This window comes from Noviherbaspirillum sedimenti, from assembly GCF_003590835.1.
Taxonomy (GTDB): domain Bacteria; phylum Pseudomonadota; class Gammaproteobacteria; order Burkholderiales; family Burkholderiaceae_D; genus Paucimonas; species Paucimonas sedimenti.
This window is the reverse complement of the sequence record NZ_QYUQ01000002.1, coordinates 4,513,566-4,537,082: the sequence shown is the minus strand read 5'-3', so window position 1 is coordinate 4,537,082 and position 23,517 is coordinate 4,513,566. Positions and strand designations below refer to the sequence as shown.

Here is a 23,517-nt window from a genome sequence, read left to right as displayed (position 1 = left end):
AGCAGCCATCAGAACGGCAGGGCGGCGTCGGGCTTGGCGGCCAGGATCACACGCTTGAATTCGCCCTGGATGCGCTGCAGGGCTTGCGGCGATTCGGCTTCGAAGCGCATCACGATCACCGGCGTGGTGTTGGACGAACGCGCCAGGCCAAAGCCATCCGGGTATTCGACGCGCAAGCCGTCGATGGTGATGGTCTGGTCCGAGCCCGGGAAGCGCGCCTCGCCTTGCAGCTTGCCGATCAGCGCAAAATTTTCCCCTTCCTGCAATTGCAGCTGCAGTTCCGGCGTCGACGCCGATTGCGGCAAGGCGTTCAGGATGGCCGAGGGATCCTGCTGCCGGCTCAGGAGCTCCAGCATGCGCGCGCCGGCATACAAGCCATCGTCGAAGCCGTACCAGCGATCCTTGAAGAAGACATGGCCGCTCATCTCGCCGCCCAGCGGGGCGCCAGTCTCGCGCATCTTGGCCTTGACCAGCGAATGACCGGTTTTCCACATCAGCGGCTGGCCGCCGCGCTGCGCGATCCAGGGCGCCAGGTGGCGCGTGCATTTGACGTCATAGAGGATTTGCTGGCCCGGATTGCGCAACAGCACGTCCTCGGCGAACAACATCAATTGCCGGTCCGGGAAAATGATCTGGCCATCCTTGGTCACCACGCCCAGGCGGTCGCCGTCGCCGTCGAAAGCCAGGCCGATTTCAGCATCGCCCTGTTGCACACAACGAATCAGGTCCTGCAGGTTTTCCGGATGCGCCGGATCGGGATGGTGGTTGGGGAAATTGCCATCGACCTCGCAAAACAATTCGGTCACTTCGCAACCCATGGCGCGATACAAGTCCCCGGCAAAAGCGCCGGCCACACCATTGCCGCAATCGACGGCGATCTTCATCGGCCGCGCCAGCTTGACGTCACCGACGATGCGCTGCAGGTAGGCATCCCTGATATCGTGCTGGCGATAGCTGCCGGCGCCGATGGCAAACTCGCCCTTGACGATCGCCTGATACAGCGCCTGGATGGTGTCGCCGTAGATCGCCTCACTGCCCAGCACCATCTTGAAACCGTTGTAATCCGGCGGATTGTGGCTGCCGGTTACCATGATGCCGGACTGGGCATCCAGCATGTGCGTGCCAAAATAAACCAGCGGGGTGGCCACCACGCCAAGATCGATCACATCGACCCCGGCGGACTGTAAGCCGGCGGCCAGGGCGCTGGCCAGTTCCGGGCCGGACAGGCGGCCATCGCGACCGATCACGACATTTTTTTCGCCCCTGGCGCGCACCGCACTGCCGAATGCCTGGCCGATTTGCCGCGCAATCGCGGCATCCAGGGTTTTGCCGACGATACCGCGGATATCGTAAGCCTTGAAGATACTTTGGGTGAGTTTCAACATTACGACTTTCTTTTAATAAAAATAACTGAGATCAATGCAGGGTTGCTTTCCCCAAAAACAATAAATCGTTTTTGGTACGCCAAATCAGGTCTTCGATACCGCATTGCGGCGCGTAGCCAGGCACGATCTGCAACAGCAATGCACGCACTTCCTCATGGTCGTAACGAGCACAGGCAGCTTCCAGCTTGCCGAGCAGTTCCTGCAGCAAGCCCCAGGGAATTTCCGCTTCCTTCGCGCGCAGGATGAGCGGATGTTCGGTGCCCTCGACATTCGAGCCAATCAGCAATTCTTCATACAGCTTTTCGCCGGGGCGCAAGCCGACATGGCGAATTTCGATGGTGCCGTCCGGCGACTCATCGCTTTTGACTTCCAGGCCGCTCAAATGCACCATGCGCCTGGCCATGTCGACGATTTTCACCGGCTCCCCCATGTCGAGCACGAACACATCGCCACCGTCGCCCATGGCGCCGGCCTGCAGCACCAGTTGCGCGGCTTCCGGGATGGTCATGAAATAACGGGTGATTTCCGGATGGGTCAGCGTGATCGGGCCACCCGCCATGATTTGCTTGCGGAACAGCGGCACCACCGATCCGGACGAACCAAGCACATTGCCGAATCGAACCATGCAAAAGCGGGTAGTTTTTTGCTGGCGGGCGAAGGCTTGCATCACCAATTCCGCCAGGCGTTTGGTCGAACCCATGACATTGGTTGGACGCACCGCCTTGTCGGTGGAAATCAACACGAAGCATTTCACCCCTGCGGCGATTGCCGCCCGTGCCAGGCTCAGCGTACCCAGTGCATTGTTGCGAATGCCGTCGATCGGATTGTGCTCGACCAGCGGCACATGTTTGTAGGCGGCGGCATGGTAAATGGTTTCCACGGAAAAATTGCGCATGATGCGCTCGCATTTTTCCTGCTCCAGCACCGACCCCAGAAAAGGCAGCACTTCAATTTCAAGGCGCAAGCTTTTTTGCAATCCCTGCAATTCCTGTTCGATCGAATAGAGCGCGAATTCCGACAATTCCAGCAGAATCAGGCGATCGGGCCGTTGCTTGAGAATTTGCCGGCACAATTCGCCACCAATCGAACCGCCTGCGCCGCTGACCATGACGGTTTTTCCGGTAATGCACTTTGAAATCAGGGCAGCATCCGGCGCCACCGGATCGCGCCCCAACAAGTCCTCGATGTCGATTTCCCGCACATCCTGTGCCCGCGAAGTACCCGACATCAGATTTTCCATCGGCGGCATGACCCAGGTCTTGAGCTTCAAGGGTTCCAGGCGATCGATGATGTGTTTTTGCTGTGCCTTTGTCACCGATGGCATGGCCAGCACGACACCGTTGATTTTTTTTCTGGCGACCATGGCAGCCAGGTGGGTGGAAGGAAAGACCTTGATGCCGCCGATGGTCGTTCCGTGCAATTCAGCCTTGTCGTCAATGAATGCCACCGGCAAGTAATCCTGGCCGGCACGTAGCGCCCCCAGCAATTGGGTGCCACCCTGGCCGGCGCCATAAATGGCCACGCGCGGACGATCAGTGCCAGCAAAACTTGCATGCAAAAAATAACTACGCGCCACGAAGCGGCTAGCCACGACATACAGAATGGCGATTACCCAGTAAATGCCCAGCGCCCCACGCGATAAGCCGACATGATGGATCATTGTTACGAGTGCCGCCATGATCATGACCGCCAGGGTCACGCCGCTGATCACCACATACACGATCTTGTGGTCGATGAAGCGCACTACGGCGCGGTACAAGCCCAACTTGATGAAAATCGGAATGGAGACTGCAGGCGCCGCCAGGATCAGCCAGACGTATTGCTTGAACAAGTCCATGGTCATGCCCTCATAGCGCATGATAATGGCCAGGTAAAATGCCAGCGGCAAAAACACCAGGTCTGCCGCCACGGCAATCAGTTTTTTATAAAACCGTGGTAAGTCAAGGAACGCTTTCATGCACTCTGAATGATTTGTTAATTAATTAATAATTGTACGCCACATGACTATACTACGCGCCCCGAGAGTATTTCTCCAGACACAAGGCCAATGCCTGATCCCACGCAGAAAGATGCAAATGCTTTCCGCGAATTGCGTGCAAACATCCCGAATTAAATAGGGGAAAAAGCAAATATTGCGGTGATTGTAATGAGATTGGCCGCACAATTCCATGTTTCGAAGAATATACAATGTAGCTAATGAACACTTCCCTGGCCTCTTACTCCATGTCCACCTATGCCATCGGTGACCTGCAAGGCTGCCGCCCCAGCCTGAGCTTGCTGCTTGAGAAAATTGAAAAGGAAAGTCCGCAAGCCAGCCTGATCTTCGTCGGCGACCTAGTCAACCGCGGACCGCAATCGCTGCAAACGCTGCACACCATCCGCAGCCTGGGCACGCGCGCCACCGCCTTGCTGGGCAATCATGACCTGCATTTGCTGGCAGTGTCGCAGGGCATTCGCAAGGCCCACGCCAACGATACCCTGGACGACATCCTGCAGGCGCCCGACCGCGACGACTGGCTCGACTGGGTGCGCCGGCGGCCCTTGGCGCATCTGGAAAACGGCTACCTGATGGTCCATGCCGGCGTCCTGCCGCAATGGACGGTGGCGCAAACCCTGAGCCTGGCGCAAGAGGTTGAAAGCGTACTGCGCGGACCGGACTGGGCCGATTTCCTGCGCGAGATGTATGGCAACCAGCCGGCACAATGGGACAATGCCTTGACCGGCACCGACCGCCTGCGCTGCATCGTCAATGCCCTGACCCGCATCCGTTATTGCACACCCGACGGCGCCATGGAATTGAGCAACAAGGAAGCATTCGGGCCACATCTGGCAGGCTTTACGCCCTGGTTCGACATGCCGGGGCGCCGCAGCGCCGATACGACCATTGTGTTCGGCCATTGGTCCACGCTCGGCCTGATCCAGCGGCCGAACCTGATCGGCCTGGATACCGGTTGCGTATGGGGCGGCAAGCTGAGCGCAATACGCCTGGAGGACCGTACCCTCGTTCAGGTGAGCTGCCCGCAATACCAGCAACCCGGCTGAATGTGGGCGACGCCAGCGCAGCGGTGACTCAGGCCGCGCGCAGCCCCTCTGCGGCCGCCACCTCGGCGGCGATGGCACGCTGCGCAGCCTGCGCCAGGTCGCGGCGATGGCCGCCCGCAGTCTCGATCAGCGGCAGGCGCACCAGTTCTGCCCGGATCCTTCCCCCCTTGAGGATGACCAGCAGGCTTTCGACAAAAGTCATGTCGTCGATAAAGGTGACCGCCGGATGAAAGCGACTAGCTTCGCCAAAACGCCCCGGCTCGCCCTCTACGCTAAGGTAACGCAAGGCAAACGGTTGTACCGGCACCTGCGCCTCGATCGCCGATTCGAACAGGTTGGAATGGAAGGGCAGTACGCTGCCCTGCACACTGGTCGTGCCTTCGGGGAAAAAAGCCACACGTTCGCCATCACGCAGGCGGTGCACCAGTCCCGCATAAATATGCCGTACCGCGCGCAGGCTGCCACGTTCGATGAAAATCGTCCCGGACTTTTCGCACAACCAGCCCAACAGCGGCCAGGCGCGGATATCCGCCTTGGCGACGAAGCGGCAGGGATGCCAGGAATTGATGACGAAAATATCCAGCCAGGAAATGTGGTTGGCGACGATCAGCGCATGCGATGGCGTGGCGCCGACAGCCGCATCGATGAGCTCGACCTCTACCTGGCACAATCCCAGCAATTTGACCGACCAGCGCCGGATGCAGCGCGCCCGGCCAGTCTCACCGGCAAAAGGGAACACCAGCGCGCAAGTCAGTAGTCCCGCCAGCAGATGCAGGCAAATGCGCGCCAGTCGCAGGGCCGTCAAGCAAGTCCCCGCTCGAAAGCAAGGTGGCCGGCGACGATGGTCGCGCGCACCTGGCCGGCCAGTTCATAGCCGAGGAACGGCGTATGCTTGCCCTGGCTGGCGAGCGCCTTCGCCGCCACTTTCCAGCGCGCGGCCGGATCGAACAGGCAGATGTCGGCAATACTGCCCACGCCAAGGCTGCCAGCCGCCAGGCCGGCAACACGCGCAGCATCGCTGGTGATCTTGGCAATTGCGCGCAACGGCTCCAGCGAGTCCGTCTCCTCGCTCCACTTCAAGGTCAGCGACAGCAGCAGTTCCAGGCCGGTGGCGCCGGGCGTCGCCTCGCCGAACGGCAGCAATTTTTCATCGTCATCGACCGGCGTATGATCCGAGCAGATGGCGTCGATGGTGCCGTCGGCCAGGGCCTGGCGGATCGCATCGCGGTCGCGCTGGGCGCGCAGCGGCGGCGTCATGCGCGCATTGGCGTCGAAAAAGCCGATATCCATGTCGATCAGGTGGACGTGGTGCACGCCGACGTCGCAGCTGACTGGCAAGCCCTCCTTCTTGGCCGCGCGCACCAACTCCAGCCCGGCGGCAGACGACATGCGGCACAGGTGCACGCGCGCGCCCGTGACGCGCATCAATTCGAAAATCGTATGCAGGGCGACTGTCTCGGCCATCACCGGCACGCCCGACAGACCCAGGCGCGACGCCACCGCGCCGCTGTGGGCAATGCCGTCACGCCCCAGGTGCGGGTCCTGCGGACGCAGCCACACCGTGTAGCCGAAAGTTTGCGCATACTGCATGGCCCGCAGCAGTACGTTGGTGTCGAAAATCGTCTGGTCGGCCTGCGAAAAACCGATACAGCCCGCTTCGGTCAATTCCGCCATCTCGGTCAGCGCCTCGCCCTTCAGGCCGGCAGTAAGCGCGCCGAGCGGATAGACATGCGCCTGGTTCAGGAGACGGGCGCGGTGCTTGAGCATTTCCACCAGCCCCGGCTCGTCCAGCACGGGGTCGGTATCCGGCGGACACACCAGGCTGGTGACGCCCCCCTGCACCGCTGCCTGCATTTCCGATTCCAGGGTCGCCTTGTGTTCATAGCCGGGTTCGCGCAGGCGCGCGCTCAGGTCCACCAGGCCGGGCACCACCAGCAAGCCTTGCGCATCGATAGTGCGGTCGGCGACAAATCCGCCAGGGGCCGCGCCGATAGCGGCAATTTTTCCGTCGGCGACATAGACATCCTGTTGCGCATCGATGGCGTTGGCCGGGTCGATCAGGCGGCCACCTTTAATTAAAATATTCATCATTTATATAATGTTGGGGACAGAGTAACTCGTCGCGCTGCGGCGACTTGTAAACTCTGTCCCACAATGCATAAAATTATTAATTACCCGCCAAAATACTCATCACCGCCATGCGTACCGCGATGCCGAAAGTCACCTGTGGCAGGATCACCGCCTGGCTGCCGTCGGCCACGGCCGATTCGATTTCGACGCCACGGTTCATCGGTCCCGGATGCATCACGATGGCGTCCGGCCGGGCCAGCGCCAGGCGTTCGGTGGTGAGACCGTAGCTTTTGAAAAATTCCTGGGCCGAGGGCAACAGGGCGCCGCTCATCCGCTCATTCTGCAGGCGCAGCATGATGATGACGTCAACGCCCTTCAGGCCTTCATTGATGTCGGTAAACACCCGCACCCCCATCTGTTCCAGGCCACTCGGCAACAGTGTGCGCGGACCGATTGCGCGGATCTCCGGCACGCCCAGGGTAGTGAGCGCATGGATGTCCGAGCGCGCCACCCGGCTGTGCAGGATGTCGCCGACGATGGCCACCGTCAGGTTGGAGAAATCCTTCTTGTAATGCCGGATGGTGTACATGTCCAGCAAGCCCTGGGTTGGATGGGCGTGGCGGCCGTCGCCGGCATTGACCACATGCACGTGCGGCTGGCCAATATCATTCAAATGCTTGGCGATCAGGTAGGGCGCGCCCGATTGCGCATGACGCACCACGAACATGTCGGCATGCATGGCCGCCAGGTTGTCGATGGTATCCAGCAGCGATTCGCCCTTGGACGTGCTGGAAGCCGAAATATTCAGGTTGATGACGTCGGCTGACAGGCGCTTGGAAGCGATTTCGAAGGTGGTGCGGGTGCGCGTCGAATTCTCGAAGAAGAGATTGAAGACGCTCTTGCCGCGCATGAGCGGCACCTTCTTGACTTCGCGGTCGCCGATGCTGACGAAGGAGGAAGCGGTATCGAGGATGTGGGTGACGACATCCCGCGGCAAGCCTTCGATGGTCAGCAGGTGCTGCAGCTCGCCGTTGTTGTTCAGTTGCGGATTATGCATGTTTGATCGAAAGTGTGAAACTGCCATCATCGGCACGTTGCAGCAGCAAGGACTCGCCGGCATCGAGCGCGACGGTGGCGGCGACGAAATCGGCGGCGATCGGCAATTCCCGTTCGCCGCGATCGACCAGGGCAGCCAGCATGACGCGCGCCGGCCGGCCATAGTCGAACAATTCATTGATGGCCGCGCGCGTGGTGCGGCCGGTGTACAACACGTCATCCACCAGCAGGATGGTGGCGCCGTCAACGTCGAAGGCGATCTGGGTCGGCTTGACCGCAGCTGGCAAGCCCTTCTCCGCGTAATCGTCGCGATAGAAGGAAACATCAATGAAACCCAGCCGCCCATCGAGCTGCAATTCTGCGGCCAGGCGTTCGGCCAGCCAGGCCCCGCCGGAGTATATGCCCACCAGGGCCAGCCGTTCGGTGCCGGCCAGGGCGGTCTTCACCTGCGCGGCCAACGCCCTGTACAGCGCCTCGGCATCCAGTTCAAGATTCGACATGTTGATCAAAGTATTGTTGCAAAATAATTGCGGCAGCCTGGTCATCGATGGTTTCGCCGCGCCTGGCCGTGATGACCGCGGACGAGTAACGCTCGTCGACGAGCTCGACCGGGATGCCGAAGCGTCCTTGCAGCTGATTGGCAAAACGACGACAACGCAGCGTCATTTCATGCTCGACCCCGTCTGGATGCAGCGGCAGCCCGACGATGCAGCGCGCCGGCCGCCATTGCTCCAGCAGACTGGCGATCGCGGCAAATTTGCCGTCGTTGGTAGCCTCGCGGATTACCATCAGCGGCTGCGCCTGCTGGATCAGCGTATTGCCGACTGCCACACCGATGCGCTTCAAGCCGAAATCAAACCCGAGGACCGTTTCCACCAGCGATATCCGTCTGCTTACGCGTGGCCCGCGACGCCGGCCAGCATGCCGGGGTCGATCCCCAGCAATTTCATGGCAGCGGCAAAGCGTTGCTCAAGCGGCAAATCAAACAGGATTGCCGGATCGGCAGGCACCGTCAGCCAGCCGTTGCGAACGATTTCTTCTTCCAGCTGGCCGGCGCTCCAGCCGGTACAGCCCAATGCCACCAATATCTTGTGCGGCCCCTTGCCGGTGGCCGCCGCTTCCAGGATATCCTTGGAGGTCGTCAGCGCAATGGCATCCGTCACCCGCATGCTCGACGAATAAGCGCCCGGCGGACTGTGCAGGACAAAGCCGCGCTCGACCTGCACCGGCCCGCCAAACATGACGGGCTGATTGCCGCCGGCTTGCGGCGCAATTTCCAGTTCCAGCTCAATTCTTTCGAACAACACGTCCATGGTCATGTCGGTCGGCTTGTTGATGATCAAGCCCAAGGCACCCTGGGCATTGTGCTCACACAAATAAACCACCGTACCGCCGAAGACCGGATCGAACATGGACGGCATCGCGATCAGGAAATGGTTTACCAGGTTGAAGGCAGGTGTCGCGCCAGTATCGGACATGGTGGAAAAAATAGGGATATCCTCGGACGCTCCGGTTTTGGAGAAGGATTTTCGGGTCTTGCCATGGTTTGCCATGCTGCCCATTTTACCAGTTTTACCCTCCCGATATGGAAGCCGGCCTTCCCGCCGGCGCTGGCTAGCGTTAAACTGGGTTGCCAGTTATACCTTAAAGCAATGGCACGATTCCGCCAATCAATTGCCTGGTTCCGGCGCGACTTGCGCGCCGAGGATCATGCGGCCCGCCATTTCACCCTGTATCAAAGCGAATGGGTTTTTTGCATTTTCATCTTTGACCGGGAAATCCTCGACAAGCTAACGGCAGACGACCGCCGGGTCGCCTTCATCCATGCCAGCGTAATGGAACTGCATGGCGAATTGCAACTCCTTGGCAGTAGGATGATCGTCCTGCATGCATGCGCCACGCAAGCGATTCCCGCACTGGCAAGGCCGTTGCAGGCACAAGCGGTCTTCACCAACACGGATTATGAACCGCAGGCCAATGTGCACGATGCCGCAGTGGCGCAGTGACGCAGACGCTGGCGCGCTTCGTCGTGGTCAAGCAGCAATAAAAAACCCACAGCCAATAAAGGTGCGGGTTTTCACGGAACCGATGACGCCGGCTAGTGTCCTGAGTTTGAAATTCGTTGAATTATTTTGCCTGTTCGCTGTCCCAGTTTTATTGTTTTCGACAGTGAGGATGATATGGCAGGCAGACCGAAAGCGGCGTTGGTGTTGAGCGCAGAAGAACAAGAACAATTGCATGCTTGGGCACGCCGACGCAAGACGGCGCAAGCATTGGCTCTGCGTTCGCGCATCGTGCTGGAATGTGCCGACGGAGCGGAGAACAAGGCGGTCGCCGCCAAACTTGCAGTGACGGGGCAGACGGTATCGAAATGGCGCGGGCGCTTTGTGCAAATGAGATTGGATGGTTTGCTGGACGCCCCCCGCTCGGGCGCGCCGCGCACGATCGATGATGCGCGCGTCGATGCCGTGATCGCCAAGACGCTGGAAGAGAAACCGTCGAACGCCACGCACTGGAGTACGCGCACCATGGCACGCGAAGCTAAGCTGTCGCAAACGGCGGTCAGCCGTATCTGGCGCGCATTTGGCTTGCAACCGCATCGTCAGGAAACCTTCAAGCTATCCACCGATCCGCTGTTTGTCGAGAAGACCCGCGACATCGTGGGGCTGTACATCGATCCGCCGGTCAAGGCGATGGTGCTGTGCGTCGATGAGAAGAGCCAGATTCAGGCGTTGGATCGGACCCAGCCAATCTTGCCGCTGGCTCCTGGCGTTGCAGAACGGCGCACCCATGACTACCAACGTCATGGCACGACGACCTTGTTTGCCGCGCTCGACATTGCCACGGGCGAAGTCATCGGGCAGTTGCACCGGCGGCATCGCAGCAGTGAATTTCTGAAATTCTTACGCACGATCGAAGCCTCCGTTCCGAGCGATTTGGACATTCATTTGGTGATGGATAACTATGGTACGCACAAGACACCAACCATCCGCAATTGGTTCGCCCGTCATCCGCGCTTCCACGTACATTTCACGCCGACCTCTGCTTCGTGGCTCAACCAGGTCGAGCGCTGGTTCGCCACGCTGACCGAAAAACAAATTCGCCGCGGAACCCATCGTTCGACCCGTCAATTGGAAGACGCCATTCGCGATTACCTCAAACTCAATAACGCCGCCCCCAAGCCGTTTGTCTGGACCAAGTCCGCTGATGACATCATGGCCAGTATTGAACGATTTTGTCTGCGAATTTCAAACTCATGACACTAGCGCAACTCAGTTCACCGGGGTTTCCTTGTTGATGAAACCGGAAATCGATTTCAGCAAATCGTCTTCCTGGTAAGGCTTGCCAAGGTATTCGTTGACGCCCAGTTCCATCGCATAGTTGCGGTGCTTGGTGGCGGTACGTGACGTGATCATGATGATCGGAATATGCCTGGTACGCTCGTCGCTGCGCACGTTGCGAGTCAGGTCGAAGCCATCCATGCGCGGCATTTCGATATCGACCAGCATCACGTCAGGCGTGATCGCCTGCAATTGTTCGAGCGCATCGACGCCATCCTTGGCCAGCACCACCTGGTAGCCTTCGCGCACCAGCAGGCGCTGGGTAACGCGACGCACCGTCAGCGAATCGTCGACCACCATGACGATATTTTGCGTGCGCAAGCCCTGTACCGACTCCGACTGCGGTGCCGACGGCTTGCCGCTCGCCATCTCGGCCACCGCCCCCATGTGCTCCGGCGCATCGGAAGCGACCAGGCGCGGCGCGCGCATATTTTCCTGAGCCACGCGCTGGGCCAGTGGCACCGGGTTCACGATCAATACGATCTCGCCGGAACCGAGCACCGTGGCGCCGGCGATGCCGATCATGCGCGCCAGTTGCGGGCCGATGTTCTTGACCACCACCTCGCGATTGCCGATCACCTGGTCGACGTGCAGCGCGACACGGTCGCTGCCGCTTTTCATGATGACCAGCGGCGTGTATTGCTGCGCCACAGCGGTGGCATCACGGTCGCCCAGCAAGGTTGCCAGGTATTGCATCGGCACCCGCTGCCCCTGCCACATCACGGCACCTTCATTGTAAGCCGCAGTCAGCATGCCAGTCTTCAACTGCTGCACCTGCTCCACCAGCACAGAAGGCACCGCGTACACTTTGCCGCCGGTTGCCAGCAGCACCACCTGGGTCACCGCCAGCGTCAGCGGCAGGTGGATGGTGAATTGCGCGCCCTTGCCCGGCTCTGTCTTGATCGCCACGCGGCCACCCAGCGCGGCCGCTTCGGAACGGACCACATCCATGCCGACACCGCGACCGGCGAGCTCGGTCACCGCATCGGCGGTCGAAAAGCCCGGATGGAAAATCAGGTCGGTCACTTCGCTTTCGCTCATGCCTTCGCCGAGCAGGCCGTGGGATTGCGCCTTTTCACGGATGCGTTCGACATCCAGGCCCTGACCGTCGTCGTTGAACTGGATGACGACCTCGTTGCCTTCCTGGCGGACTTCCACCAGCAATTCGCCGATCTCGCTTTTGCCGGCGGCGCGGCGTCTTTCCTTCGATTCGACGCCATGCACGATCGCATTGCGCAGCAAATGTTCGAACGGCCCGGCCATGCGCTCCAGCACGCTGCGGTCCATTTCCACCGCACTGCCGCGGATGTCCAGGTTGACGCGCTTGTCGAGCTCCTTCGATGCCTGGCGCGTGACGCGGAACAGACGTTCGGAAATGCTGGCGAACTGGACCATGCGCACACGCATCAGATCTTGTTGCAGATCACGCGTCAGGCGTGCCTGCGAGATCAGGTCGTCGCTGGCGCTATCGACCGTACGTATCAGGTTTTGCTGCACCGAGCCGACGTCGTTGACGCTCTCGGCCATCATGCGCGTCAATTCCTGCAAGCGGGTGAAGCGGTCGAATTCGAGCGGATCGAACTCGCGATCGCCCGACAAGGCCATGCGCGAGGAAATCTGCGACTCGGCCTGCATTTCAATTTCGCGCAACTGGGTACGCAAGCGTGTGATGTTCTCGGTCAATTCGGACAGCGAACCGCGCAGGGTGCCAACCTCGGTTTCCAGTTTGGAGCGGGAGATCGACACTTCACCGGCCTGGTTGACCAGGCGGTCGAGGATGTCGGCGCGCACCCGCACCAGCGGTACCGGTGCGCCGGCGGCGACCGCTTTTTGTGCGGCAGGCGCCGGCGTTGCGGCGAAATTGGCGGTGCGCGCCGGCATGAGCGAATTCAGCTCGACCAGGCCCGTCGCAGCGCCAGCTGGCGCATTGCTGTCGTCTGCGGCTGCCGGCACCGGAGCCGGCCGGGCCGCATCCGGATTCTGCAACACCTCGAACAACTGCAAACCATAGTCATAACGCGACAGCAAATCTTCCAGCGACTGCGTCGAGGGGAAGCCGGCGTGCGTGATGGCTTCAATCCTAGTTTCCATCTCATGCATGTGCTGGCCCAGCCCCATCGCACCGGCCATGCGGGCGCTGCCCTTGATGGTATGTAAAAGACGTAGCAAGGCCTGCGGAAAACTCACATCCGCCATGTTCGCTTGCCAGGAGCGCAGCTTTTCGCCAACTTCGGGCAACATGTCGCGCCCTTCCTCCAGGAAGACCGGCAGCAGATCCGCATCCAGTTCATCCTTGATGACGTTAGCCGGCGCAGCGGCGTCATTCTCGGCTGGCTTGGTCGCAAAATCGGACGACATAATCTGTGCATCCTGCTGCTGCGGCGCAGGCACGAGCGCCGACACCACAGCAGGTACCACTTGCACTTCTTCGACAGGCGCCACTTGCAATACTTGTATTTCTTCGAGCGACGGCACTGCGCCCAAGCTCGCCAGCGCTTCCGCGGCTTCCAGCTCGGCCAAGGTAGGCTCCAACGCTACCATCTCTTCAATATCGGCGCCCGGCTCGACCGACAGCGCAGCAGTACGTGCGTCCACCGCATGCCGCAAATCGACCAGCGACTGTACCATTTCTGGCTCATGTGCCGGCATCTCGCCCAAGGCAAACATTTGCAGCATGGCTTTCAGTCGCTCGACGCTCGCCTCCAGGATGGCGAACTCCTCGGGGGCCAGGCTGGCTGGCTTGCGCGACAGGCACTGCAATGCCAATTCCAGCCCATGCGCCACTTCCTGCAGGGTATAGAAGCCGACAGTGGCAGAGCTTCCCGCCAGCGAATGGGCAGCATGCACGGCCAGGATATTGACTACGCGTTCCGGCTCATGCCGCCACTCGGCAATATCGTTGGCCAGCATGCGCACCAGTTCATCTGTTTCCGCCAGATAGATATTATGTAAGGGCACGCTGATTTCGAGATCGCCGATATATTTGACACCATCGTCGCGCGCAGCAAGCGGGGCCTGCATGCTTGGAAATTCAATGATTTCCGCCACCGGTACTGGCTGGGGAATGGCGATTTCGCCGAAGCCCGGAATATCCTCGCTTACTTGCACTTGCGCGATCATCTCATTCGTCGCGGCATTTTCCGGCTCTGCGAATTGCTCAGAAAATTCGTCCAGTGCCTGCCATTCCGGCACATCTTCTGCCGGCATAGAGAAATCTGCTGCGGCGTCAACGGCGCTCTCATCGACTTGCAGCATGAAGTGGTCTGTCAACGGCGCCAGGCCATCCATTGCCTCGTCAGCCGTCAGCGGTTCAGCTTCCTGTGCGACTTCGATGGCGTCAGCCGCTTCAATCATTTCGTCCGCGGCGTTTGCCTCAATGCCCTCAATGCCCTCAATAGCCTCAATAGCTTCGAGGGTCGCCGGATCAAATTGCATCCGCACGTCTTCGTCTGGTGCAACACTGACATCGACAACGAGCGGCTGCGCCGTGACTTCCTGATCGGCAAATTCCAGCGCATCAGCGATAGCGGCATCGGCCACGACTGCTTCTGGCGCGGGGGCTTCCTCATAGAAAAACGGCGCGCCATCCCTGAGCCGGTCCGCGGCGGCGATCAGCGCATCTGGCCGTCGCATCGACCTGCCCTGAGTCTGCAGGTCAACGACCCATGCGGACAGTAATTCAGATGCCTTTCCCAGCAATGCATACAAATCGGCATCGCCACCCTGGCCATCAGCCAGCTTCAGGTTCATGACTTGCTCGACGCTCCAAGCGCCTTCGCCGAAAGCCATCAAGCCGACCATGCGGCCGCTGCCTTTCAAGGTATGAAAGGAACGGCGCAAGGTCGTCAAGTGTTCCTGGTTCTGCGGCTCCTGGCGCGACTGCGGTATGGTGGTATTGATGCATTCGAGTACCTCTTCCGCTTCGAAGAGGAAGATTTCCAGCAACTCCGCATCGACCTCTTCGTCCGAGGCTTGCGCTTGCGGTGCAGCCATCGGCGCGGCAGCGGGCACGGGTGCCGGCGCGGCCACGGGCAAAGATACGCTTACGGATTCAGCGGTGGCGCTGACCAATTTGCCCAAAGCACCGTCGTCCGCGGCGTTTTCCAGCATGTCCATGGCAACCCGGGCCCGCTCACCCGCTTCCGGGTTGTCGACCAGCGCGGCGGCGAACTGGACTTGTTCGAGCGATTCCTTCAGTTGTTCCTGGAGCCGGGCGTCAGTTGGCTCAGCTGAAAGACACCTCGCTAATTCTGCCGACTGCTTTTGATGCAGTTCAAGCTCCTGTTCAACCGTCGGCAAGGCAACTTCATCGATGCCACTTGCCACCAACGCTTCCGGCGCGCCGGCATCCTCTTCCAGCGCCGGCACCATGACGACCTGCTCGGCGGCGCCCGCCGCATCCCGTTCCAGCAATTTGGCGCGAAACAGGCCCTTGCCTTCATCGAACGAGAAGCGGTGTTTGGCGCTTTCCGGCTGCAATTGCAAGGTTTCGATGAAAAAACTCAACGCACCGACATTCTGGGCCACGTGCTGGAAAGCTTCGACATCGGGGCTGGCGTCTTCTGGACTTTCGACAAAGCCGCGCACCACTTCCTGGGTATGCTCGACCGCACGCAAGGCGTCGTCCTGGTCGAGGATCGCCAGGGCGCCGCTGATCTGGTGCAGGACCGGCGCAATCTGCACCAGCGCGGCCCGGCCAGCCGGCTCACGGAAATAGTCGTCCAGCAGCTTTTCAACCTGGCGCAGGCTGTTTTGCATTTCACCGCCCAGGGCTGCCATGGTCTGGCGCTGCTGCGCCTCGCGCGACATCTCATCCATCCACTGCGCCGACTCGGTTGGCAGTTCGCCGGCCACAATCGACAACAGGCGTGCCGTCATCGCATCGGCACGCGGGCCGAAATCATCGGCCAGCCGGTTGATATTGCCCAGCGCATTTTCGACGAACAGCAGACTGGTTGCCATTTCCAGGCCGAGTACGCCGCCCGATTGCGACGTCGCCGCGGCATGACGGGCAATCCCGTTCAATTCGCGCAGCAATTTCAACAACGAAGGCGAACCCAGCTTGCTGACGGCTTCGGTCAAGCCTTTCATCTCGGCGCCAAAAGCCTCGGCAACGGTGATGTCGCCGGCGGCGATCCGGTTCCACAGGTTCTTCGCCTGGTTCAAGCGGGTCTTGGCCAGCGCCAGCGCCTCGCCGTCAATCTGGCCGTAGCGCTTCCGGTCGTAATCGACCGGCACCAGGCCGTCGAGCTGATAGGCGGCGCGCACCTGCGCGGCACGCGGCGACGGCAGCTCGATGCGGGCGATGAAGAACAGCGCATCGCGCAGCAGTCGTTCAGCGATGCTGGCGGAACCCTCGGAAAGGCGGCGGATCTGCAGATTAATACGGGCAAACAGCTGCTTGACGTAGATTTCCTTCGGAATCTGTCCTGCGGCAACGGCCTCGGCCAAGGCATGCAGGACCCACCAGAAAACACGCGATTGCTGGTTGCTCTGGTTACGTTCGACCTGGACGACGATGTCCAGCATCGCGCGCGCATTTGCAGCTTCAGATGCTGCGTCGTTTTTTCTCAGAAAAGGCAGCAAGGCCTTTTCAAATCGCTGGCGCAAGCTGGCGTAATCGATGGTGTCGGAAAACGCCGCAGCATCGATCGGCGGCAATTGCGGCCGGATCGCCAGGTTGGGGAAAAACAGGTCGGCAGGATGGACGCGTTCAGCGCCGCGCGCCTCCAGCAGCGACCTGTAATAAGGGAACAGCCGCACCGGCTGGTGCGAGGCGCCGGCCAGCAATTCTTCCAGGTATTCGGCCAGCGCCTGGTAGGCATTTTCAATGGTTTGCGCAACCTTGTCGGTCAGTTCGATCTGCCCCGATTCGAGCCGGTCAAGCAAGTCTTCAGTTGTCTCGGTGATGATCGCAACGCCATCGATATCGACGATTTGCAGGGCGCCATGCGCCTGGTGCAGGAAAGTCTTGGCCTGGCGCAGCGTGGTCGAACGACTATCTGCATCTTGTGCGACGGCTTCGAACAAGGCCGTTTTGGAGCGGCCCAGTGCTTCGCGGATTTCACCCATCACCCAGGACAGGGAACCGGCATCGAAGTTGTCTCGGGCACCTTGTGGCGGAACCGAAGATTGGGTGGTCATGACTACCTCGCGGAAATTCTATAGGTGACGGGCCGGCCCACCACCATGCATCACTAACGGCCCCAACACAGCAGGGCACCGGGCCTGGATTGGCTGAAAATCAGCCCTGCCGTCAGGCAGCCACGCGGAAACGCGACACCGAGTTCTTGAGTTCTTCAGCCAGTCTGGTCAGCTCGCGAATCGATTCGGCGGTCTGTTGCGTACCTTCCTGGGTATGCTCGGTCACGGTCAGAATGCTCTGGATGCTTTGCGCCACGCCATTGGCCGAGGTCGCCTGCTGCTCGGTTGCCGCCGAGATGCCCTGAATCAGTTCTGCCAACTGGTTCGACACGCGGCGGATATCGGACAGTGCGGTACCGGCGGCGTCGGAAAGCTTCGCCCCCTCGACCACACCCTGCGTGGATTTCTCCATAGCGGCCACCGCATCGTGGGTATCGGTCTGAATGGTACGCACCAGCGCGCCAATCTGCTTGGTCGCTTCGGCCGAGCGTTCCGCCAGCCGCTGCACTTCTTCCGCCACCACCGAGAAGCCGCGTCCTGCTTCACCTGCCGACGCCGCCTGGATTGCCGCGTTCAGCGCCAGCACGTTGGTCTGCTCGGTAATGTCGGAAATCAGCTCGGTAATTTCACCAATCTCCTGGGAAGATTCACCCAGGCGCTTGATTCGCTTGGAGGTTTCCTGGATCTGCTCGCGAATTTCATGCATGCCCTTGATGGCGTTTTCCACCGCACGGGCGCCTTCTTCCGCCGCCGTCACCGACTGGCGCGCCACTTCAGCGGACTCGTTGGCCGATTTGGAAACATCGGTAATCTGCTCCGCCATTTCCAGCACGGCCTGGCCGGTTTCCTGGATGTCACGCGATTGCTTTTGCGATGCGACCAGCAGTTCAGTCGAAATATTTTGCGCCTGGGTGGAAGCGGTGGTCACCTGCTCGGCCGTGTTGGTCACACGACCGACCAGGATGCGCAGTTCTTCCACCGTGTAGTTAACCGAGTCGGCGATCGCGCCGGTAATGTCTTCCGACACCGTCGCCTGCACCGTCAAGTCACCATCCGCCACCTCTTGCAGCTCATTCATCAGCCGCAGAATCGCCGCCTGGTTCTGGTCATTGGTGCGCTTGGCTTCCTCTTCCTGGAACTGCGCTTGCTGACGCTGGGCATCGGCTTCCTGGCGCTGGTCTTCGGCTTCCTTGGTGCGGTTACGGCTATCCTGCAGTACCACCAGCGCCACGCCCGCTGCAGCAATCAGCGCCAGAACGGAGAAAAACACCATGGCGAAGAAAGACACGCTGAACGAATTCTGATCCGTCCGATAGACTTCCTGCAAGGCTGTCAGGCTTTGCTTGAGCGCCTCGTTTTCATTAAAAACCAATTGTTCGGCTTTTTTTGCAGCGATGAAATCCTGCACATTGCCACGGATGCCAGCAACCGCTTTCTGGTATTCGCCGAAAACCGCTTTCAGCTCAAGCAATTTTTCACGCGTATCGGCGTCCCGGGTCGCCCCCAGACGCATGACTTCACTACCATTCAACAAACCCTCGATAATGTCATGGAAGGTATTGGTGTCCTTGCCGAGCTGGAATGCAGTTTCCGGGCTCATGCCCTGCGAGGTGAGGAAAGCATTGGCGCTGCGTGCCAGACGCTGGGTCAGCATCACCAGCTGACTCGAAGAAGCAATCTCGCGCGCAGCGGCACCGCCCTGCGCCTTCAAAGTGGCAACCTGTTCCGCCAGTTCCAGCATGTCCGGGGAAATGTCATTCATTTTTTTCAGGGTAGCCCCGAGGCCGCTCAGATCGCCCTGCAATTTCAGGATGGTGCTGGCGGAACTCTCCGTCTTGTCCCAGGCGCGCAGGGTATCTTCCACCGCGCCTTTCATGGATTGCGCGGGCGCACCGATGTTACGTCCCTGGTAGGCGCCGCCATTATTCAGAATGTTCAGGTCGGCCTGCAAGGCGTCGCGGCTTTCCTTCAATTGCCGGAAAGCTTCCTCGTTGCCCTGGATTGCATTGGGCGCCGCCTTGCCGATGCGCTGCGAATGCATCAGCGCTTCGGCGGCAATCTGGGTCTGGGTCGCCGCCAGCGAAGTGCCACGCGAATTGGCCCACGCGAAAATTGCGCCCAGCAACAAGGTCAGTCCGAGCATCAGCAGGAGCACACGCACCTGCTCCTGCAAGGGCAGCGTGCCGATCCAGGGCAGGCGGATGTTGCCGCTCTTTTGCAGCACGTCGCCAATGAAGGTCGCATCAGGATTCGGCGCAGACTGATAATCGCTGGCCGATCTGCTTTCAGCAGACACCTGGCTGGCATTGGCGCTCAACGGCTTGTAATCGGCGATCTGGTCATCGGACAAATCCTCGTCCTGGCCGACGGCCTCATTGCCCTGCGCCGCTTTATTGCCCTTGGATAAAAATGGTACTTTGAACGCCATTGCCATTCCTGAGTCTCCTAAAATCCGTTTGTGCTGCAGCCAGGCCCTGGAACCTGGCGCTTATATACCCACATGCAAAAATTGTGCATCCTGCACGATCAGTGAAAGATCGAGTTCGGTCCAGACCTGGGCATCGCGATCGACGTATTGCCGGGCCGCCCAAGGCACCCCGGCTTGCTCCGCACTGGCTTGCTCCTGCATGTCGGCGACATTGCGCAAGCCAAGCACGCGTGAAACCAAAATGCCGCTGTTGAACGACAATCCAGGAGCAAACACCACGATCCGGCTCTCTCGATCGAGCTGGGTTGCCCCTTGTCCCTGAAAGCGCGCCAGATCGATGACGCTGACCAGACTGCCGCGCACATTCGTCAGGCCAAGGAACCAGTCATGCGTCAGCGGCACGGTGGTAATGGCGCCAACCGAGATGATTTCGCCTGCTTCCTGCAGATTCAGCAGGCAGTAACGCTGGCCAATCAGCACACCGAGCTGGCGGGCGTAAGGACTGGCACCAGTTCGCGCGGCCTGCATGCGCTCGACCAGCTGCGCCTGGAATTCGCGCAAACGGGTACGCCGCGCCAGTACATCCGGCTTGCCGGCGGGCTTGTCCGAGACAGGATCCGAAATGGATTGGGTCATGGGCGCTCAATTAGCCGAGTGCGGCAATTTTCGACAAGAGCTCCTGAGGATCGACCGGCTTGACCACATAGTCACGCGCGCCTTGGCGCAAGCCCCAGATGCGGTCGGTTTCCTGGTTTTTGCTGGTGCAGATGATGATCGGCACATCCTGTGTTTCAGGATCGCGCGAAATGGCACGCGTGACCTGGAAGCCATTCTGGCCTGGCATCACCACGTCCATCAGGATCAGGTGCGGCTTGTCCGCCTTGATCTTGACGATCGCCTCCTCGCCGTTTTCGGCGGTCGACACTGAAAAGCCGTTCTTGACCAGGATATCCGTCAGAAAATAGCGTTCCGTCGGCGAGTCATCCACGATAAGAATCTTTTTAATAGCCATCTTCAACCTTTACGTCAAAAAATTACTTGGAAAGTGCTTGTGCGGTATGTTCACTGACAGTCCTGAGCAGACTGTCCTTGGTAAATGGCTTGGTCAGATAGGCATCCGAGCCCACCATCGCGCCGCGCGCACGGTCGAACAGGCCATCCTTGGAAGACAGCATGACCACCGGCGTCGCATGAAACTTCGCGCTTTTCTTGATCAGGGCGCAAGTCTGGTAACCATCCAGGCGCGGCATCAGGATGTCGCAAAAAATCAGGGATGGCTTGTGATCGTTCATCTTGGCGAGTGCATCGAAGCCATCTTCGGCAAGGACTACCTGGTATCCAGCCTGCCCCAGGAAAATCTCGGCGGATCGGCGAATCGTGCTGCTATCGTCAATCACCATAATCTTTATACCGGCGTTATCCTGCGGTGTTGTCATGGAAGCTTATTCTCGTTTAGATTTTGTCCAATATACGATTCCACTGTAACAAAAAGCAAGATGCTTTAGAACAACGTTTAACCAGAGTTTTCCTTCGCCGTGGTTTTTATGCCAAAAGTTGCACAATTCACAACAAGTCACTTGTGCTTCAGATTACGACCATTTCAAAGTCTTCCTTGCGCGCGCCGCATTCCGGGCAAGTCCAGTTCATCGGTACATCGGCCCAGCGCGTGCCTGGCGCGATCCCTTCATCCGGCAGGCCGGCAGCTTCGTCGTAGACCCAGCCACAGATCAGGCACATCCAGGTTTTGAATTCTTCGTTTGATGTTGCGTTACTCACTTTGACTGCCCTTCAATCTAGTAAAATGGAAAGTCGGATATCTTAATCTACTGGCCGTGCAAATCCAAACTTCTCCTCTTATTTTGAGCTTCAATGCCAGCGATCCGGTCGGCGCGGTCGGTTTGCAAGCCGACCTGGCTTGCTTTGCCGCCATGGGTTGCCATGGCTTGTCGGTCGTCACCGCGCTGCTGATTGGCGACACCACCCGCATCGAGGATAGCCAGGTCATCGATGTCGATTGCGTGGCCGACCAGGCGCGGGTGATACTGGAAGACATGCCGGTGGCGGCCTTCAAGGTCGGCACGGTCGGCAGCATTGAAAATGTTTCCGCGATTGCCGAAATCGTCGCCGATTACCCCGACATCCCGCTGATCCTCGATCCGTTCCTGTCGGCGCTGCCCGACCAGGGCCAGGACAGTGAAGATTTACTGGTGGCCATACGCGAATTGCTGATTCCGCAAACCACGCTTTTGCTCGCCTCCGCAGTCGAACTCGGGCGCCTTGCCGAAACATGGCGCGAACCTTCCAGCGACGACACCCTGACGGCTGACGCCATGCGCGTCATCGACCTCGGCTGTGAATACCTGTTTGTCACCGGCACCCCGGCCGATGTGCACGATGTCGCCAATACGCTGTTTTCCGACAGCGGCGTGGTGCGCCAGGATAACTGGCAGCGCATCTCGGGCTCCTTCATCGGCGCCGGCAGCACCCTGTCGGCCACCATCGCGGCTTTGCTGGCCAACGGCCTGGAAGTGCCGGAAGCGGTCTTCGAGGCGCAGGAATTCACCATCGCCGCGTTGACCAACGCGCACCGGCTGGGCATGGGCAAGCTGGTTCCCGACCGTTATTTCTGGACGCGCGAACCGGATGAGGCCGCCGCCGAGGGTGCGGGCGACACACTGCAATAGGTCAGCGCAAGCGCGCCACAAGTTACCCAACCTGAACACTCATCTTTCGATTACAGCATGACTTCCAAAAACGATATCCTCATGGCACGCGCCCAGCGCACCACGCCAGGCGGCGTCAACTCGCCAGTCCGCGCCTTCCGCTCGGTTGGCGGCACGCCGCGCTTCATCACCCATGCCGAAGGCCCCTATGTGTGGGATGCCGACGGCAAGCGTTACACCGACTATATGGGATCCTGGGGACCGGCCATTGTCGGCCACGCCCACCCGGCAGTGGTCAAGGCGGTGCAGGACGCCGCCGCAAAAGGCTTGAGCTTTGGCGCACCGACCGAGGCCGAAATCGACATTGCCGAAGAAATCTGCCGCCTGGTACCGTCGATCGAACAGGTGCGCCTGGTATCCTCCGGCACCGAAGCGACCATGAGCGCGCTGCGCCTGGCGCGCGGCGCCACCGGCCGCGACAGGATCATCAAGTTTGAGGGGTGCTATCACGGCCACGCCGATTCGCTGCTGGTGAAAGCCGGCAGCGGCCTGCTGACCTTTGGTAACCCGACCTCGGCTGGCGTGCCGGCCGATTTCGTCCAGCACACTTTGGTGCTCGACTATAACAATACGCAACAACTGGAAGATGCGTTCGCCAAGATGGGCGATGAAATCGCCTGCGTGATCGTCGAACCGATCGCCGGCAACATGAACCTGGTGCGTGCCACACCGGAGTTCCTCAATGCCATGCGCCGCCTGTGCACCGAGCACGGCGCAATCCTGATCCTTGACGAAGTGATGTCGGGATTCCGCGCCGCCTTGCATGGTGCCCAGTCGCTGTATGGCATCACGCCGGACATCACGGCGCTGGGCAAGGTGATCGGCGGCGGCCTGCCGGTGGCGGCGTTCGGCGGCAAGCGGGAATTGATGCAACACATGGCCCCGGTCGGGCCGGTCTACCAGGCCGGCACCCTGTCCGGCAATCCGGTCGCGGTAGCTGCTGGCATGGCCACCCTGAAACTGATCCAGGAACCCGGATTCTTCGAATCCCTGACCCGCCAGACCAGCCGGCTGGTGGAAGGCTTGAGCGCAGCGGCCGCCGAAGCCGGCGTGGCATTTTGCGCCGATTCGGTGGGCGGCATGTTCGGCTTGTATTTCCTCGACAGTAAGCCAGACAGTTATGCGGCGATGATGAAAACCGACCGCGAGAAGTTCAACCGCTTTTTCCATGCAATGCTGGATGCCGGGCACTTTTTTGCGCCCGCAGCCTTCGAAGCGGGCTTCGTATCCGCGGCACATGACGATGCGACCATCGATGCGACCGTCGACGCCGCCCGCAAGGCCTTTGCCGCCCTGGCATGAACCGGGCCCGCAACTGATCTGCACCC

19 protein-coding genes are annotated in these 23,517 nt (G+C 60.0%); 5 read left to right on the top strand and 14 right to left on the bottom strand.

Going from position 1 to position 23,517, the window contains the following annotated elements; genetic code table 11:
• Nucleotides 1–8: 8 nt before the first annotated feature.
• Both D3878_RS21055 and D3878_RS21050 read right to left on the bottom strand, forming a co-directional pair.
• Nucleotides 9–1,385: a phosphomannomutase/phosphoglucomutase gene (locus D3878_RS21055; protein WP_119787255.1), complete on the bottom strand. Its 1,377-nt coding sequence runs from the start codon at nt 1,383–1,385 to the stop codon at nt 9–11.
• 31 nt (nt 1,386–1,416) lie between these two features.
• On the bottom strand, nt 1,417–3,342 hold the full coding sequence (locus tag D3878_RS21050; protein ID WP_119787254.1) for a polysaccharide biosynthesis protein: 1,926 nt from the start codon (nt 3,340–3,342) through the stop codon (nt 1,417–1,419).
• Nucleotides 3,343–3,608: 266 nt separating this feature from the next.
• Here D3878_RS21050 and D3878_RS21045 point away from each other — a divergent pair, with 266 nt between their 5' ends.
• The gene (locus tag D3878_RS21045; protein WP_119787253.1) at nt 3,609–4,427 is read left to right on the top strand and encodes a symmetrical bis(5'-nucleosyl)-tetraphosphatase; all 819 of its coding nucleotides are present in this window, start codon (nt 3,609–3,611) and stop codon (nt 4,425–4,427) included.
• A gap of 28 nt (nt 4,428–4,455) precedes the next feature.
• Here the strand turns inward: D3878_RS21045 and D3878_RS21040 are convergent, their stop codons facing one another.
• The 6 genes from D3878_RS21040 to D3878_RS21015 form a co-directional block, all read right to left on the bottom strand.
• Nucleotides 4,456–5,232 carry a lysophospholipid acyltransferase family protein gene (locus tag D3878_RS21040; protein WP_119787252.1) on the bottom strand — a complete coding sequence of 259 codons (777 nt, stop codon included), beginning with the start codon at nt 5,230–5,232 and terminating at the stop codon, nt 4,456–4,458.
• On the bottom strand, nt 5,229–6,515 hold the full coding sequence (locus tag D3878_RS21035; RefSeq protein ID WP_119788059.1) for a dihydroorotase: 1,287 nt from the start codon (nt 6,513–6,515) through the stop codon (nt 5,229–5,231). Before D3878_RS21035 ends, D3878_RS21040 begins: the two co-directional genes overlap by 4 nt.
• A gap of 79 nt (nt 6,516–6,594) precedes the next feature.
• Nucleotides 6,595–7,554, bottom strand: a complete 960-nt coding sequence (locus D3878_RS21030; protein WP_119787251.1) for an aspartate carbamoyltransferase catalytic subunit — start codon at nt 7,552–7,554, stop codon at nt 6,595–6,597.
• The gene (gene pyrR / locus D3878_RS21025; protein WP_199688221.1) at nt 7,547–8,053 is read right to left on the bottom strand and encodes a bifunctional pyr operon transcriptional regulator/uracil phosphoribosyltransferase PyrR; all 507 of its coding nucleotides are present in this window, start codon (nt 8,051–8,053) and stop codon (nt 7,547–7,549) included. Before pyrR ends, D3878_RS21030 begins: the two co-directional genes overlap by 8 nt.
• Entirely contained in the window at nt 8,040–8,429 is a 390-nt protein-coding gene (gene ruvX / locus D3878_RS21020; protein WP_119787250.1) for a Holliday junction resolvase RuvX, read from the bottom strand. The genes pyrR and ruvX overlap by 14 nt, the downstream gene beginning before the upstream one ends.
• A 17-nt stretch (nt 8,430–8,446) precedes the next feature.
• Nucleotides 8,447–9,106 carry a YqgE/AlgH family protein gene (locus D3878_RS21015; protein ID WP_119788057.1) on the bottom strand — a complete coding sequence of 220 codons (660 nt, stop codon included), beginning with the start codon at nt 9,104–9,106 and terminating at the stop codon, nt 8,447–8,449.
• Nucleotides 9,107–9,205: 99 nt separating this feature from the next.
• On the opposite strand from D3878_RS21015, the gene D3878_RS21010 reads away from it, so the two are divergent.
• Together D3878_RS21010 and D3878_RS21005 are read left to right on the top strand one after the other, a co-directional pair.
• Entirely contained in the window at nt 9,206–9,559 is a 354-nt protein-coding gene (locus D3878_RS21010; RefSeq protein ID WP_119787249.1) for a deoxyribodipyrimidine photo-lyase, read from the top strand.
• A 174-nt stretch (nt 9,560–9,733) separates the two neighbouring features.
• Nucleotides 9,734–10,813 (top strand): IS630 family transposase, encoded by a 1,080-nt coding sequence (locus tag D3878_RS21005; protein ID WP_119783788.1) that lies wholly within the window; start codon nt 9,734–9,736, stop codon nt 10,811–10,813.
• 12 nt (nt 10,814–10,825) lie between these two features.
• On the opposite strand, the gene D3878_RS21000 is transcribed toward D3878_RS21005, so the two are convergent.
• From D3878_RS21000 to D3878_RS20975, 6 genes are all read right to left on the bottom strand, one after another.
• Nucleotides 10,826–17,038, bottom strand: a complete 6,213-nt coding sequence (locus tag D3878_RS21000; protein WP_233556413.1) for a FimL-related protein — start codon at nt 17,036–17,038, stop codon at nt 10,826–10,828.
• A 112-nt stretch (nt 17,039–17,150) separates the two neighbouring features.
• Entirely contained in the window at nt 17,151–19,466 is a 2,316-nt protein-coding gene (locus D3878_RS20995; RefSeq protein ID WP_119788055.1) for a methyl-accepting chemotaxis protein, read from the bottom strand.
• A 60-nt stretch (nt 19,467–19,526) separates the two neighbouring features.
• Complete coding sequence (locus D3878_RS20990) at nt 19,527–20,102, bottom strand: chemotaxis protein CheW (protein WP_119787248.1); 576 nt, start codon at nt 20,100–20,102, stop codon at nt 19,527–19,529.
• A 10-nt stretch (nt 20,103–20,112) separates the two neighbouring features.
• Nucleotides 20,113–20,478, bottom strand: coding sequence for a response regulator transcription factor (locus D3878_RS20985; protein WP_119787247.1), 366 nt, complete (start codon nt 20,476–20,478; stop codon nt 20,113–20,115).
• Between the two features lie 22 nt (nt 20,479–20,500).
• A complete protein-coding gene (locus tag D3878_RS20980) occupies nt 20,501–20,902 on the bottom strand; it encodes a response regulator (RefSeq protein ID WP_119787246.1) in 402 nt (133 codons plus the stop codon).
• Nucleotides 20,903–21,050: 148 nt separating this feature from the next.
• Nucleotides 21,051–21,203, bottom strand: a complete 153-nt coding sequence (locus D3878_RS20975) for a rubredoxin (protein WP_119787245.1) — start codon at nt 21,201–21,203, stop codon at nt 21,051–21,053.
• 95 nt (nt 21,204–21,298) lie between these two features.
• Here D3878_RS20975 and thiD point away from each other — a divergent pair, with 95 nt between their 5' ends.
• Nucleotides 21,299–22,150, top strand: a complete 852-nt coding sequence (thiD, locus tag D3878_RS20970) for a bifunctional hydroxymethylpyrimidine kinase/phosphomethylpyrimidine kinase (protein WP_119787244.1) — start codon at nt 21,299–21,301, stop codon at nt 22,148–22,150.
• Nucleotides 22,151–22,207: 57 nt separating this feature from the next.
• The gene (gene hemL, locus D3878_RS20965) at nt 22,208–23,491 is read left to right on the top strand and encodes a glutamate-1-semialdehyde 2,1-aminomutase (protein ID WP_119787243.1); all 1,284 of its coding nucleotides are present in this window, start codon (nt 22,208–22,210) and stop codon (nt 23,489–23,491) included.
• Nucleotides 23,492–23,517: the final 26 nt, after the last annotated feature.

Excerpts from the sequence above, each read along its gene's own strand:
- D3878_RS21030 (WP_119787251.1), bottom strand. The coding sequence starts at position 7,554 with ATGCATAATCCGCAACTGAACAACAACGGCGAGCTGCAGCACCTGCTG.
- D3878_RS21035 (WP_119788059.1), bottom strand. The coding sequence starts at position 6,515 with ATGAATATTTTAATTAAAGGTGGCCGCCTGATCGACCCGGCCAACGCC.
- D3878_RS20990 (WP_119787248.1), bottom strand. The coding sequence starts at position 20,102 with ATGACCCAATCCATTTCGGATCCTGTCTCGGACAAGCCCGCCGGCAAG.
- hemL (WP_119787243.1), top strand. The coding sequence starts at position 22,208 with ATGACTTCCAAAAACGATATCCTCATGGCACGCGCCCAGCGCACCACG.
- D3878_RS20980 (WP_119787246.1), bottom strand. The coding sequence starts at position 20,902 with ATGACAACACCGCAGGATAACGCCGGTATAAAGATTATGGTGATTGAC.
- D3878_RS20985 (WP_119787247.1), bottom strand. The coding sequence starts at position 20,478 with ATGGCTATTAAAAAGATTCTTATCGTGGATGACTCGCCGACGGAACGC.
- pyrR (WP_199688221.1), bottom strand. The coding sequence starts at position 8,053 with ATGTCGAATCTTGAACTGGATGCCGAGGCGCTGTACAGGGCGTTGGCC.
- D3878_RS21050 (WP_119787254.1), bottom strand. The coding sequence starts at position 3,342 with ATGAAAGCGTTCCTTGACTTACCACGGTTTTATAAAAAACTGATTGCC.
- D3878_RS21015 (WP_119788057.1), bottom strand. The coding sequence starts at position 9,106 with ATGGCAAACCATGGCAAGACCCGAAAATCCTTCTCCAAAACCGGAGCG.
- D3878_RS21055 (WP_119787255.1), bottom strand. The coding sequence starts at position 1,385 with ATGTTGAAACTCACCCAAAGTATCTTCAAGGCTTACGATATCCGCGGT.
- D3878_RS21045 (WP_119787253.1), top strand. The coding sequence starts at position 3,609 with ATGTCCACCTATGCCATCGGTGACCTGCAAGGCTGCCGCCCCAGCCTG.
- D3878_RS21010 (WP_119787249.1), top strand. The coding sequence starts at position 9,206 with ATGGCACGATTCCGCCAATCAATTGCCTGGTTCCGGCGCGACTTGCGC.
- D3878_RS20995 (WP_119788055.1), bottom strand. The coding sequence starts at position 19,466 with ATGGCGTTCAAAGTACCATTTTTATCCAAGGGCAATAAAGCGGCGCAG.
- D3878_RS21005 (WP_119783788.1), top strand. The coding sequence starts at position 9,734 with ATGGCAGGCAGACCGAAAGCGGCGTTGGTGTTGAGCGCAGAAGAACAA.
- D3878_RS21000 (WP_233556413.1), bottom strand. The coding sequence starts at position 17,038 with ATGACCACCCAATCTTCGGTTCCGCCACAAGGTGCCCGAGACAACTTC.
- D3878_RS20975 (WP_119787245.1), bottom strand. The coding sequence starts at position 21,203 with ATGTGCCTGATCTGTGGCTGGGTCTACGACGAAGCTGCCGGCCTGCCG.